The organism is Pseudomonas violetae, from assembly GCF_023072615.1.
Taxonomy (GTDB): Bacteria; Pseudomonadota; Gammaproteobacteria; order Pseudomonadales; family Pseudomonadaceae; genus Aquipseudomonas; species Aquipseudomonas violetae.
In genome coordinates, this window is the sequence record NZ_JAKNRW010000062.1 from 1 (window position 1) to 13,030 (window position 13,030).

The window sequence follows — 13,030 nt, forward strand, 5'->3', positions numbered from 1 at the left end:
GAGCCATTCGTCAAAATCCGTAAGTGTCGCCATGGGTCTGCTCCTGCACTGAAAAACTCACGATAACCGTTTTTATCAGTAGTTTTAAAGGTGCTTATCCGCTGACGGAGCTGTGTCGGGAATGTCTTTCACTTTGGCGCGCAAAAGCCTTTTACCGCAGCTGGATATGTGCGCTTTTAGCTGACAATTGAGCATTTTTTGTACAAATCAGTGGACATTTTAATCAGTATCTTTATACTGTACTCATTGTAGCTACATTGAGATCGGAGGCCCCATGGCTAACACTGAAGTCGTTCGCACTCGAATTGAGAGTGATTTGAAAGCAAGCGCTACTGCGGTTCTGGCTGAAATGGGGATGACTGTTTCTCAAGCGATTCGCATGATGCTTGTTCAGGTAGTCCAGACCCAAGAACTGCCTTTTGAAGTTAAAGCTCCGAGCCTCAATGCGCGTGCTCAGAAGGCGCTAGAAGCTCCGACCGAAGAGAAGGGAATTCGTCAGCATGAAAGCTCAGCAGATTTCTTTAAAAGTCTCGGTATTTAGGGTTGAAGCGGCGCCCTAAGGCGCCGCTTTTCTAACTCATTCCGCGAAAAGGTGAGCGGCGCTACCTGTTTGTTCGAATGTGATCGTTCCGGCTTTCATGTCGCATGTGTAGATCACCCACCAATCGTGACTGATCAAGCAGCACCATGAGCCACCGGTCCCCACAAGAGGATTGTCGCAGTTGCGAACAGGAAGCGGCAGTTGAGCCTCGAGGAGGCCAACGATTTCCTTAAAGGGGGCGGGGTCCTTGCCCAAAGAAATTTGGTTTGCGAATTCGGTACGGAACAGTTCGGTTTCTTGAATTTTTAGCAATTTTCGATCCTTTTTAAGTTGGTTTTTTGAGTTTTATGGATCGAAGCTGAGGCGACTGGCTGGAATTTTTGTTTACGGTAAACCGATAAATGGTATTGACCGCACCGTCAATTCTCTTTAAATTACACATACGCAAAGTGTAAGATGTGACCTAGCTTCAACTTCGACACATCTCACCAGATTATCATCCTTTCTTGCTGGAAGTAAACAGCTCGAGAGGATTTTTTTTGTCTGAATTTCATGCTGATTTTTTGCATGAGTAACGCGTTGCAGCTCTTACCTTCATCGGGAGATAAGGTTTGCGCGTGTAAAGCAGCAAGGTCAGGGTGGGCGGTGGCTGTCATCGTCAAGTCGCTCCAGGGCGTTTGGGTAATCGACGATGGCAATGCTGGCAGGAAGAAACGGCACTTAAAATTGTTCGACGGCGCCGGTTAATTGAATATCTGACCGGGGATGTGAATTATTCTTTTTTTATTTGTCCTTTGGTGTTCGTCCTCGGCGCTTTGCTGAGGGGGGCGCGGCATCCGCGGATAGCCACCTGGCTAGAACCACGTCTGTCTTTGGCAATTTATCCCCATACTCCGCCTCGGTCAGGCGCCGAATCATTCGCGCCATTTCCATTGTTCGATAGTCAGCAAAGTCCTCGTGCGCCCACATTGATCGCGCCAGATCAGCAATGACTTCTCTTGTCGCTCTCGATGCGTCGTTACGGATTTCCACGTTAGTGGGGCGGCGGCTTGCGGCTTGCGGTACTACGGACTGGGAATAGGCGACGGGCGATACTTTGTCAGCGCGTGCCTTCCGTAGCTGGTCATTCTCAATCGTGAGGGTTTTAACCATTCTAACTAAGGCTGTGTTTTCGTCAGCCGCGGCCATTTGTTCAGTGTTAGAAACCTCCAGCAATACCTGCAGGCGCTCTATCTCTTCATCCCGCTGGTCATCAGGCCCAATTGTCAGGCTTCGCTCTAAGCGAATATTTAGCTTGCGCAGTTCGGCGCGGGCAGCCTCCGGGGTTTGGTCTTCAAGCTGCCGCAAGATTGGGGTGACAGTGGCACCTTTCGAGGCGTAAGACCGTAGCGCTATCTCTCGTATCACCTCTGGCTGCCTGGCAGCTTGCTCGCGCTGGCTAAGCAACCATTCTCGATTGATCGCTACATGGGCAGATTCAACCACACCCACTTCGGTTTCGATAATGACCGAGGCGTACTTGCTTACGGCTATGTCCAGATAGGCGCCAAGCTGGCCGTAGGTAATAGCGAAGCCCGGAATGCTTTTCCCGTATTTCGAGCCAGTAATGGTGCTGCGGCTGAATTCAGTACGAGGGTCAAACGAGTTAACGGCCCTGGCTATGGCCTTTAGCACCTCTGCGGATTCACGCCTGAGTGATGCTATAGCGCTCTCAAGTGGTACGTACTCTTCAGTTGAAAGCATCTCGCCCCCCGGCGCATTCAGCGAAGTAGTGGATAAAACCACAGTACCAAATGTTAACAGCAAAGCCCAACCACACCCAGATAAACTCGCCCCTGCGTCACCGTAATTTAAGCCCACCCTGGTGGGGTTTGAGTGCCGGTTGGATACGTGATAATCCATTATCGTCATCTACCTAAACGGCAATTAAGACGAGATCGGCTGCCCTGTCTTCCTACGAGATTGGCCATTTTTTATGCCGAAATCTTTCCCCCTTTTGAGTGACCAGTTTCCGAATCGAAGCTTTCTTATTCGTCCAATGCGCTGAACAGGCTGGCCCATGTGGCGGGTTCCTGATGCTTTTCAGATCCTGAGGATTTTGCTACTGATTTGGTTACTAAGGGGGGAGCCGGCTTATGTTCGAGCAACTGCAGGCTATTTCGCAGCTCGCGTACCTCTTCGCGCAGCAATCGCAACTCTTCCAGGAGAGGGTGTAGGGCGTCTTTTGCGAGTGTAGGGAGGACGTCTGGTGAAGGTGTAGGGGAGTGTCGGGTGGATCCGGATGGCTCTCCATAAACCCGGATCATTTCCGAGAGATCAATGACCTTTTGTCCTTTCCCATCCAGCCCAGCAGTTATACGGCCTTTGGTTACAGCCTCATGCAGCGTGGAGCGGTGCAAGCCGTAGAGTTTTGCCATACGGCCGATCGTTAGTTTTGCCATGTAGGGCGGTGTCGGGTTCTGTCTGTAGGGTGCCCTACAGCTTATCAGCTGACTGGTAGGTATGCCCCATAACGGTTAAAGCTGTAATGCCAGTTGATCGCTCTTAGTGATGGTGAATGCGAACCCGATAATCTTCCGGCCTTTCCTTCTAGGCTCTGCAACGACTGTTAGGTCTGTACTGCTGTTCAGTTCTTTCAGGGCCGGATCGAGCACGCGCTTTCGCATGTCCTTCACGTCTTGGTATTTCTCCCCTAGGTCAAGCATCTGGCGAAGCTGGTCGAGGCTACATTCCCTCTCTCCGAGCTTGAGAAATTGGCTCATCAGTTCGTAAAGACGAACAGCATAGAAACTGGATAGGCTGCCGATCTGCTTGAGCTGGTAGCTGGTGAACTCTTTGTTGAGCATGGTGAGGTGTGGCAGTACGGTTGGAGAGAAACCCAGCTCAACACAGCCCTGGCCCTCTTTGTACTTCACATGGAAGACCCAACGCATCCGCTCCACTATCTTGCCTTTGGCGTATCGGCGAATGTCCCTATTGAAGAGCTTTGTCGCTGCATCATCGAGCGCTTCATAAGCATGCTTCACCTTAAGGCCGAACACATCCGCAAATGTGTCGGCCCTTATGGTCAGGTAACCGTCTTTAGGTAGCGGCTTACGCGAATCAATCAGCGAGGCAGCACACAGCACAAGACGTTTTTCGTTGAGCGTCAGTGTGTGTGACGCCTCAATGAGTTTGTTTGACTGAGTAACCTTATTTTCGACCATTGCCCTCTCCGTGGAACCCGGAATCTGTCCCGGATTGAATGATGAGGGACAGGGAAAAGTCAATGTCCCTGTCCCTGTGAATTTTTGCGTAACGGCCCTAAGAGGCTGTGGGTAATAGCCGGAATCTGTCCCCCTTTAACCCGGAATCTGTCCCCCTTTAACCCGGAATCTGTCCCCCTTTAACCCGGAATCTGTCCCTTATAAGCATAGAAAAATCCTTATAAATCAATATGTTAGAAGGTCAGAAAACAAGTTTAAAAACAAGAAAAACAAGCTTTAAAAGAACCCCTTTTAAATTTTCAATTCGTCGAGTCAAAAAAACGGATCGCTAGTAACCCGGAATCTGTCCCTCTAAGGTAAAAAACAGCGGCTTTGCCGGGGCACCCCTCCGGGGTTCCCCCGCTTTGCGGCTCCCCCTCCCCAGTAATGCCTGACTTTCAGTCAGCGACTTTTTATTAGGTCGCTGCACGCACGACCGACCTCAATCCATATGCTCTCCGCGCGGCAACAGTCCCTTGGGAAAAGCGAGTAATCAATGAACAACAGCGACTGGGCTAATCCGGCAGGAGCAATACCGATTGGTTGCCTGAATAACCGCCGTTACGTACGTCAGATCGTTAAGTCTGCTGCGCTAGGTCAGATGATCCCAACATAGGTATCAAGGCTTTCCCGCATGCGGTTTTGGCGGTTCCGCCGATTTGTTGGCAAGCGACCACAGCACACAGATCGCCCGCCAATGGTTGTAACGAGTAGCATCGCTGAGGTGGCGCGTGGCGCGCCAATAACGAATGACGTGTCCAGCCCCGACCTGGGCCAGCGAATGAGCCCCTTCCGCGGCACAGAACGCGGCCAAAGCGAGCATCCGCGCCCGCTGCTGACGCCGGTTGTCCTTGCCACCCTTGCGCACATAGCCACGGCTGAGGTTTTCGACTTCTTCGAGCAGTTTCATCCACGGCCTCCGATGTATTCCGCGACCACATCAATTCGGCCATGGCCGAGTTCGGCACTGATTTGTTCCCGCGCCAATCGATCCTGGTGCTTGTCGACGATGCCACCAGCGATCACCGGTGCCGGATGGCCAGTCAGTTGTTGGTAACGATCACAGGCATAGGCCGCGCGCAGGTCGTGATAACCGGTGATGCCGACCTGCTGCAGGGGGACGCGACCCTGGCGTAGGGTGTTTTCACGAAACTGTTTCCAATTTTGCGCGACCGGAATCAACGAACGGCCTGCCCCCTGCAGCGTGGCGGCGTTCGCCAGGGCACTCAGCTGCTGCTTCTGAAGCACGGGGACCGTGCGTGACCGTCCGCCCTTCGTGCCCTCGACAATCGTCACCTGGGCGCGCTCACGCGCTTCCTGCAACGCCTTATGGGCATTCAGCAACGCCGCTTCTTTACTGCGCAGGCCCAGCTCACGGGCCAAAACGGCGACCGCCGCGGCACGCAGTTGGTCATCATCACGCAGTGGCTCAAGGCTGCGCGTGAGCACGGTGCGATCCACCCCTAACGGCGGAATGGATCGCACTGCGCAACGCAGGGCAATGCCGCACGTCTTGGTCGGGCTGACACTCGTCCAATCGCGCAGCAACTGCATGACGGTGTTGATCGCACTCACAAGGTTCTGCGCATAGGCGGGTGATAATTCCCCGCCTTGGACTCGGGTGGCGAGTTGCTGACCATAAGCCTGCACCAGGTCGGGAGTAATTCGCTCCAACCGGCCGATGCCTTGCGCGCGCGCGGCATCAACAAACTGGGAAAAGCGTTCACTAAGGGTCGCCACGCTGGAAAACGACAATTCGCCGCGTCGAGCAGCTCGATCGAGGGCAATCCGGGCAGCCGACGACATGTCACGACTGCCCAATCCATAATTTCGAGACATGCCGTTCCTCCTGAAATGAAAAGGGAAAACCACGTTCTCAAAGAACGCGGCGCGGGTGGTTGTCTGCTCAAGACCACGAGAATTCGGTAAGTTTTATTCGCACTCGATGTGGACGAGGCAACCATGAGCAGTGGCAGTTTTGGGGCGGGCGCTGCACTTCTTCCCGTACTTTTTTAAGAACCGATTCGACATTCTTCGAGCGCCGGTCAGCCCGAGAAACCCACAAGTACTGGGCTCCCTCTCGATCCGCGAATGTCGGTAGGTTTTTGCGTGTTATTACGATTTTTCAGGCACTTTCACGCGAAGCGTAAAAGGCTGTAGCCCACGTCAGACGTGGGTTAGGTGGGGGCTGGCAGCACCCGTCTCTGTGCTTGCGTACAGAGACGGGTGTAAAGCAGGGCCAAGTCTGAATGGACGCGCGGGCGATGACATGCCGTAACGAGATGAAGAGATGACGACACGGGTCTCTTCAGATTCAGCCTGCTTTGCAGCGATGCTATTGAGGAAATTGCGTTCCGGTCTGCCGAAAGACCAGGTGCCAGGAGGCACATGAAAATGGGACCCACACCACGAAAAAAAGGCGCAACTCGACCGTGGAGGGATCGTTTGAATTTTATTGATCCGCGATGAAAGTCGCGAATTGAAAGGCGTTATGCCGACTCAGATCGGCTAAATTTTTTGAGCCACGTGGGCTTAATTGTTTATGCCGCGTTTTTAGAGGGCTCAGCTTACCCTTTGGTAGGAAGTCGCTGACTTCGCTACGTTGCCTGGGCAGCATAGCCAATGGCGTTGCCAGCGTCTAGAGCAGCGTTTTAGCGCGTAACGCGTTAATTGCTGGAGACGTTGGCTGTACGTCAGATCACTAAGTTTTCGAAAAAACGGACTCATGGCTCGCCCAAGCCAAGAGACAAAACAGCGGATAACGATCAGTGCGTCGGCCCGATACCCCGGAGGCCCTCCGGTAGCAGAAACAGCTCGATGGTCACCCTCTTGAATTCTCAGACGCCCTCGTGCCAAAGCCGCCTGCGACAGTCGCTGCGCGAGCTTTAATGCTCTTCCACTCTGAAATCCAAAAGGGTTATAAAATAGGGTTTGCCATCATTTTTATAAACCTATAGATTACCTATAGATTATCTATAGGTTGAATTATTCGTGGCTTATCCAACAGCAGAAGAAATAGCGACAAAAATAGAATTTATCCATAATTCCAGTTTTGGGGGGAAAACCCGTGGTCGATTCAGGATTGAAGACGACCTAATGAGGGAGCTATGTGGTCGCCCTGGCCGTCTTGAAGACAAGACTTTCGAGGCTATTAGAAAGGCTTGTGCAGACCTTGGTTTCAAGATCACAAGGCTTAAGGAATACGGTTGTTACGCCGTAATGGAGATCAAAAAAATGGTCGCGTGGAGGAAGCTCACGGTTAGAGCTTTGAATGAGATTCGTAAAGATGAGTACTGGGATTGGAAATAAAGGGAAGAAATGGAGTGGGCGGACACCCACGAACGATCATGGCAATGAGGCCTGGTTGCTAGACGAATGAAAGGTACCCCACGATGGCGACGTTTACCCGAGCAGATAAACAACGGGCTTTGACAAATGCCCGTCAGGAAATTGCGCGGATTGAGGGGCAGGACACGCAAATACAGATGGAGATCATGGCTGAGCGAGCGCGAGGCTATCTTGAGGCCTTGATGATCATGGGTGCGATCAGCCAACCAGAGTATGTTCAACTCCTCAGGGAAATGGCGGAAGTCGAGAGTCTGGAATTAAGTGCGCACAGCTAAGGCCGGCAACTGCCCATAACGAGCGTTTTACGTTAAATCGGTATTGCGGATCGCCTGAACTCGGAACAAAAAAAAGCGGTCACTGAATACCAGTGACCGCTGTGACTGTCAGGCAGTCAAGCCGGGCGAACCCAGCACGAGAGAGGAGGGTACTTCCGCCCCCTCCAGGCGGTGACTACCACAACAAATTTCCGATGAAACCGCCCTCCTGCATCACGCTCCTTTGCTCTGCAGGGTGGCCAGTTTGGCCAGGAGCCGCGCCTTGGCCTCATCCAGTACCACTGGATTGGTTTTGCTCGACAGTTTTTCCCGTGCCTTGGTGCCGAGGAAGTAACTGATGCGTTCTGCGTTAGCACCCGAGGGATGCGGCAGGCCGTCTAGGAGCTGCTCGGTTTTCAATAGACCCTTGGCTTGCAGGTGTTGAAAGACCTCCGTGACTTTCGGCCCCAGCGGGACATAAAGGCACTGCGGGCCCAATGTCCGGATCTCTTCCACCAGGTGCGTTTCCACCTGATGACGCAGACTGGCACGACTGAGCATGGCGGGGCTGCCGCTGTAATTCTGACCATCGAGAAAGACCGGGTAGCGCAGGGCAGAGGTGTAGTGCACCAGATGGCGATGCGTATCGAACAGCCGTGCACAGCTATCGATGCCCAGCAGTGTCTGTAGTCCGATGTGATCCAGCAGGCTGGTCAGGTTGTTACGCATGGGCCCGGCAAAACTGGCCGTTTCCTTGGCGGCTTGTTTGGCGTGCTCGATGGAGGCGCCTTGGCGCAGGTGTTTACGCGCTTCATCCAGGGCCCTACTGGCCTGCTGCAAGCCCGGCGTGATGCCGCACAGCACCACTCGCGCACCGGTATTGATGTGATCGAACGGTGCATAAAAGGTCTGAAGGTTGCCTTCTGAAGCGAGCAACAGCTCGGCCGGCAGCGTGGCGAAATTGTGCGTGGAGACGGAAAGCAGGTGGCTGAACTGTTCGAGGTTCATGGTGATGTCCTTTGGCGATGGGCGATTGAGAGTTGGGTGGGTGAGCGTTAATCCGCGCGGGTGACGACGAACCCCCGGCGACCTTTCAACCAGCGCAACGCCTCGTCGGCATCGACCACCGTCTGGTTCTTTTCCTTGCGGGTGTGCAATCGATCCGCCGCCGCAGGTTGGGCGGCATTGCGCACGGCCCGCTCCGACATTTGTCCCAACACCGCGATCTCTTTCAGTGTCAGGTAGCCAGTGTTGTCCTCTCCGGACAAGAACATGGGCAGCGCTTCTTCATTCGCAAATTTCGGATGGGTATCCAGATCGAGGCGGGCTCTGACCAGCGCATGGAACAGGATGTGTTCGAGTCCTTTCGGCAACATCATTTCGCGGCCTCGGACGCGTGGCGAAAACACCTCAATAGCCGGTCTGGCGGAGAGCACCACGGTGGCCAGACGACCCCAGTTGTCATTCATCTGGGTTTGCTCTGCCCCATCCTTGGCGAGCTTGAGTCGCCCATTGATCGCGTAGTCGTAGCAATCACTGGCCGCCATCCGCATCGGGATTTCGCCGTTGTAATGCTGATCCAGACTTTCCAGCTTGGCCGGCTCAATTTCGCCCTTAAATGCCATCAGCGAAGCCCCTAGCCAGCCCAGGTAGGCGTCCTGCGCTTCCTGAAGGACCTCGTCCAGACCGAGCTTTGTTTCGGTGGGGATGAAGTTGTTTTCGAACTGTTCACGCCAGTAGGTGCTCATCGTCGCTGCTCTCGGCTAGAAGGTGTAAGCAGAGATTATCGAAAAAATATGATATTGTAAATGATTAATTTATGATGTTTTGTATGATTAATTTTAGGCTGACGTGTGGGACAAGATCGCTACGACCCATCAGCTCTCGATAGCCAACGGCAAGCGGCACCAAAAGCCAGATGCAAATTGTGATTTTTTATAGATTCACTTATTGATTCATAATTAGAATCTGTATATGGTGCTCTTACTCAACCAGCAGAGATTCAAACAATGACCAACATCCTATCGCTGATCGAAAACTCCAGAAAAACCAAAAAAGAGTCGGTCGCTTCCACCGTCCGAATGCCCGAGTCGCTGCATACCTTCATCGAAACGCTGGCCAACGATCTAGAGCTTTCAAAGCAAGAGATAATGCTCAAACTGCTTGAACAGGGTGCCGAGGCTGCCCAAAAGGCATTAGCCGATGTGGAAAAGGCCGAGTTAGATCGGTTAGCTGTGGCAGAAGAAGTCGAGCCGCAAATAACTGCGGGCTTCCATATTTTGAATACCAACAAAGCTCATAGCGATGACGACCCTGAATGGATGCTCGCCAAAGGCATTGCTGCGGCTTTTTATGATCCGTGGAAGTGGAACATCAACCGGATCAAAGCCAACGATGTGGTGTTCCTGTACGAAAACGGTAAAGGCATCGTGGCCTATGGTCGAGGCACCGGTGAGGTCAATATTTGCGATCGAGACGGCGATAAAGATGAATGCCACTACCAGGTACTGGAAGGGTTCAAGGTTCTTGAAAATCCACTCTCGGCTGCAGCCATCAAGAAAATACTGGATCGGAACGTGGTGTTTTTGAGGACCATGTCGGGTATGCCCGATGGTCAAAAAGTGCTGAACCTTATTGAAGGTTGATACCGAGCACTTGAGTGTATTCGGGTCATGCAAACCAGTACGAATAACGGGACATTCGTTAAATGCCCCCCGTCATCCAAGCCCACTCCAGTGGGCTTTTTTGCGCCGGTTGGACGCCAGAGGGTAGGGCGCTGGCCTACCATTCCAATAGTGAGGGGTTTTACGCGCATTCAGCCCCTGTCCTTCATCCCCAGAGGCCTGCTTTTGAATGTCCGTGCCCTATCTCCCGCTGGAAGCCTGGAATAAACACTGGAAAGTCGACGGCTCGCGGGTGCGCTGTCGGCTGTGTCACCACGTCCAGGATCTAACGCAGGCCGGCGCTTTTACCCATGCGCCGTACTGCAAAGCTCGCACCGTCGAACCCCAATACCCCAGTCGTGAGCTGGCCACGGTGCTGCAAGAGAAAATTCGCTTGGGGTTGTTTTGATGCGCGCCGGCATCCGGGAGGGCGCGCTGCATGCCCGATCTATCCCCAGAAGAACCTGTATTGACGATAAGTGTACAATCAAGTGGTTAAAAAGTTTGTTTTTAGGTTTGTATTTTGAGTTGCGAGTTTTAAAAAGTTGCGTATAGTGGCCTTAGACCACTTTGTGGCCACTAACCCCAACTTATGGTGACGTATGCTTCCTTATCCTCGTGATCCCGAATTTCCTGCCGCTTTGAAAGCCCGTCGTGAGCTGTGTGGTCTGAGCCGCGCACAGCTGGCTCGTGCCGCAAACATTCATGAGGTGATGCCGCGTCGTTATGAAGAACCTGAGTGTGGTGAGTTCACCCGTCCCCGTCCCGATAGCACCTGGCTTTCGCTCAACCGGGCGCTGGGTTTTGAAATTCCGACTGACATTGAGACCCTCATTGCTCAGACGGAGTCGATGTACACCAAAGGACTCTTGGGCAGCGGTCCCCTTGACCCCAATAACCAGTGGGAGGATCCGCAAGCGGACGCTCAGCCGGAGGGCGAGGCTGAGTTGCTGTTGAAAGACGCTTCCCTAGAAGACATCGTAAAACTGCTCCACAGTCGCAACATCGAACCGACGTTCCGCCACCTGATTTAGGTTCTGCTTGTCGCTTGAGGGGCTGACAACGGCCTCTCTAAGACGTTTTCGTTAAAGCGCTGACACAAAAAGCCCGCCAATTGGCGGGCTTAGGTTCGATTGAATTTCTATGGACTGCTAAGCCGCCACTAGGCCTGTGCCGTCGCAAGATTCACAGGTTTTTGTATAGTGGTCAGAGCCAAGTTCCGCTGAACACCCATCATTACTACAAGACAGTGATGCAGGCCCATCGCATTGTCCGCACTCAACCCATCTGTCCTGCTCGGAATCGAATACGCTGCCTCTGTCGCAGTCTGCCTCACATTCGTGATCACTCTCGCACTCGACAACCCCATTTCCGCCGCACTCGATGCAATCCTGCTGCGCGATCTCAACGTTATTTTCGACGCTAGTCATACATCTCTCCGGGTCAGGTCGCGTATTTGGTTGATGGAAATTATCACCTAATCAAGAGCTGCCTACCAATACAAGCCTGAGCGCAAAGAGCATGGGGTTAAGCGCTGGGCTGCTACCGGGTGTTTCACTGTGAAACACCCGGTAGCAGGCCAATGACCCGGTTGCTGCGTCCCGCCATGGGGTCAATAACGGACCTTGAAGGTCGGCGAATCCTCCGGCCGTGAGTCGCGCCGATCGTAGAGTTTGGTGGTGCTGATATTGGCGTGGCCGAGCCAGGCCTGGACCTTGGCGATGTCGGCTTCGTGCTCCAGGGCGTTGGTCGCCGCGGTGGCGCGCAGGCCGTGCACGCCGAGGCCGGCGACGGCGATCCCGGCCGCCTGGGCGTATTGGCCGACCAGGGCATAGATGCCCTCCGCGGAAATTCCGCGCCCGGTCTGCGGCCCGCGCAGCGGCCGGAACAGCGGCGCTTTTTCTTGTCCCAGGTGATGCCCTGACACCTCGAGGTAGGTGTGCAAGCGTTCGGCGGCGACCGGGTGCAGCGGCACGTACCGCAGCTTGCCGCCCTTGCCGTGGATGCGCAGGTGCTGCAGGCCGCGGCGCTGCTGCAGGTCGTCGACCTGCAGGCGCGCGGCTTCCTCACGGCGCAGGCCGTGATACAGCAGCACCGCCAGGATTGCCCGGTCACGTTGACCTTTGATCGACGCCGGATCGGGCGCCTCGAGCAGGGCCTTAGCCTGGTGATCGGCCAGCGCCGGGGTTTTGCCCTCGGTGGTGTCCAGCTTCGGCCGTTTGACCCCGTGCACCGGGTTGCCGCCGGCGAGCGCGTTGTTCTCCAAGAGGTGATCAAACAGGCTGGTCAGGGCGGCGAGTTTGCGGCGCTGGGTGGCCCCGGACAGGCCGCGCTGCTCGAGCTGGCGGCGCCAGGCGAGCACGTGAGCCCGGGTCACTTCGCGAAACTGTTCGGGGCTGTGCAGGCCGACAAACTGGCAGAAGTCCTCGAGGTCGCCCTGGTAGGCCCGGCGGGTGCGTGGGTTGGCCAAGTTGGCGAACCATTCGACGGCGGCCGGGACCGTGGCCAAGCCCTGGAACTCGGCGGCGGTCAGTCGGCGCTCGCTGGTGCCCAGGCTCCCAGCTTGCTGTTCAGTCAATTCAGTCATCGGAAGCCATACTCTGATGCATGATGTACCAAGCCCCCACGCTCATACCGCCCTCGGCCACATAGCGGCCTCCGATACGACGGAGGAAACCCTCCTTCGCGTCGTTTGTGGCCAGTCGTAGCCAATCGCTGCCCTCACCATAGGACACGAGTAACTGACCATTGGCAGCGCGCACAGCCTTGTACTGTGCAAACTCGGTTTCACCATCGACCGCTTCGTAAAGCGCGTACACGTCTTCCACCATGTCGCTGGGGACCGCGCCATCGAGCCATTCGTCAAAATCCGTAAGTGTCGCCATGGGTCTGCTCCTGCACTGAAAAACTCACGATAACCGTTTTTATCAGTAGTTTTAAAGGTGCTTATCCGCTGACGGAGCTGTGTCGGGAATGTCT

The 13,030-nt window shown here is 54.3% G+C and carries 16 protein-coding genes; 6 read left to right on the top strand and 10 right to left on the bottom strand.

Going from position 1 to position 13,030, the window contains the following annotated elements; genetic code table 11:
- The first annotated feature begins 274 nt into the window (after positions 1–274).
- Positions 275–541, top strand: coding sequence for a type II toxin-antitoxin system RelB/DinJ family antitoxin (locus tag L9059_RS29675; RefSeq protein WP_247295113.1), 267 nt, complete (start codon positions 275–277; stop codon positions 539–541).
- A 36-nt stretch (positions 542–577) separates the two neighbouring features.
- Here L9059_RS29675 and L9059_RS29680 read toward each other — a convergent pair whose 3' ends face one another.
- The 6 genes from L9059_RS29680 to L9059_RS29705 all read right to left on the bottom strand — a co-directional run bounded on the left by L9059_RS29680 (position 578) and on the right by L9059_RS29705 (position 5,625).
- Positions 578–853: a type II toxin-antitoxin system mRNA interferase toxin, RelE/StbE family gene (locus L9059_RS29680; protein WP_247295131.1), complete on the bottom strand. Its 276-nt coding sequence runs from the start codon at positions 851–853 to the stop codon at positions 578–580.
- Positions 854–1,324: 471 nt separating this feature from the next.
- Complete coding sequence (locus L9059_RS29685; protein ID WP_247295149.1) at positions 1,325–2,443, bottom strand: hypothetical protein; 1,119 nt, start codon at positions 2,441–2,443, stop codon at positions 1,325–1,327.
- Between the two features lie 125 nt (positions 2,444–2,568).
- Positions 2,569–2,958 carry an entry exclusion protein 1 gene (locus L9059_RS29690; protein ID WP_247295152.1) on the bottom strand — a complete coding sequence of 130 codons (390 nt, stop codon included), beginning with the start codon at positions 2,956–2,958 and terminating at the stop codon, positions 2,569–2,571.
- A 99-nt stretch (positions 2,959–3,057) separates the two neighbouring features.
- Positions 3,058–3,747: a replication initiation protein gene (locus L9059_RS29695; protein ID WP_247295154.1), complete on the bottom strand. Its 690-nt coding sequence runs from the start codon at positions 3,745–3,747 to the stop codon at positions 3,058–3,060.
- Between the two features lie 658 nt (positions 3,748–4,405).
- Positions 4,406–4,696, bottom strand: a complete 291-nt coding sequence (locus L9059_RS29700) for a hypothetical protein (RefSeq protein ID WP_247295164.1) — start codon at positions 4,694–4,696, stop codon at positions 4,406–4,408.
- Positions 4,693–5,625, bottom strand: coding sequence for an integrase domain-containing protein (locus L9059_RS29705; RefSeq protein WP_247295167.1), 933 nt, complete (start codon positions 5,623–5,625; stop codon positions 4,693–4,695). Before L9059_RS29705 ends, L9059_RS29700 begins: the two co-directional genes overlap by 4 nt.
- Positions 5,626–6,777: 1,152 nt before the next feature.
- Here L9059_RS29705 and L9059_RS29710 point away from each other — a divergent pair.
- Both L9059_RS29710 and L9059_RS29715 read left to right on the top strand, forming a co-directional pair.
- Positions 6,778–7,095, top strand: coding sequence for a hypothetical protein (locus tag L9059_RS29710; protein WP_247295170.1), 318 nt, complete (start codon positions 6,778–6,780; stop codon positions 7,093–7,095).
- Positions 7,096–7,178: 83 nt separating this feature from the next.
- Positions 7,179–7,409 (top strand): hypothetical protein, encoded by a 231-nt coding sequence (locus L9059_RS29715; protein ID WP_247295187.1) that lies wholly within the window; start codon positions 7,179–7,181, stop codon positions 7,407–7,409.
- Between the two features lie 213 nt (positions 7,410–7,622).
- Here L9059_RS29715 and L9059_RS29720 read toward each other — a convergent pair whose 3' ends face one another.
- Both L9059_RS29720 and L9059_RS29725 read right to left on the bottom strand, forming a co-directional pair.
- Positions 7,623–8,396 carry a hypothetical protein gene (locus L9059_RS29720; protein WP_247295190.1) on the bottom strand — a complete coding sequence of 258 codons (774 nt, stop codon included), beginning with the start codon at positions 8,394–8,396 and terminating at the stop codon, positions 7,623–7,625.
- 47 nt (positions 8,397–8,443) lie between these two features.
- Positions 8,444–9,136 (bottom strand): hypothetical protein, encoded by a 693-nt coding sequence (locus tag L9059_RS29725; RefSeq protein ID WP_247295207.1) that lies wholly within the window; start codon positions 9,134–9,136, stop codon positions 8,444–8,446.
- 261 nt (positions 9,137–9,397) lie between these two features.
- On the opposite strand from L9059_RS29725, the gene L9059_RS29730 reads away from it, so the two are divergent.
- The 3 genes from L9059_RS29730 (at position 9,398) to L9059_RS29740 (ending at position 11,085) form a co-directional block, all read left to right on the top strand.
- Positions 9,398–10,033 (top strand): hypothetical protein, encoded by a 636-nt coding sequence (locus L9059_RS29730; protein ID WP_247295210.1) that lies wholly within the window; start codon positions 9,398–9,400, stop codon positions 10,031–10,033.
- A 208-nt stretch (positions 10,034–10,241) separates the two neighbouring features.
- Complete coding sequence (locus L9059_RS29735; protein ID WP_247295228.1) at positions 10,242–10,460, top strand: hypothetical protein; 219 nt, start codon at positions 10,242–10,244, stop codon at positions 10,458–10,460.
- Between the two features lie 193 nt (positions 10,461–10,653).
- Positions 10,654–11,085, top strand: a complete 432-nt coding sequence (locus L9059_RS29740) for a helix-turn-helix domain-containing protein (RefSeq protein ID WP_247295231.1) — start codon at positions 10,654–10,656, stop codon at positions 11,083–11,085.
- 578 nt (positions 11,086–11,663) lie between these two features.
- Here L9059_RS29740 and L9059_RS29745 read toward each other — a convergent pair.
- On the bottom strand, positions 11,664–12,638 hold the full coding sequence (locus tag L9059_RS29745) for a tyrosine-type recombinase/integrase (protein WP_247295234.1): 975 nt from the start codon (positions 12,636–12,638) through the stop codon (positions 11,664–11,666).
- Positions 12,631–12,936, bottom strand: a complete 306-nt coding sequence (locus tag L9059_RS29750; protein ID WP_247295236.1) for a hypothetical protein — start codon at positions 12,934–12,936, stop codon at positions 12,631–12,633. Before L9059_RS29750 ends, L9059_RS29745 begins: the two co-directional genes overlap by 8 nt.
- Positions 12,937–13,030: the final 94 nt, after the last annotated feature.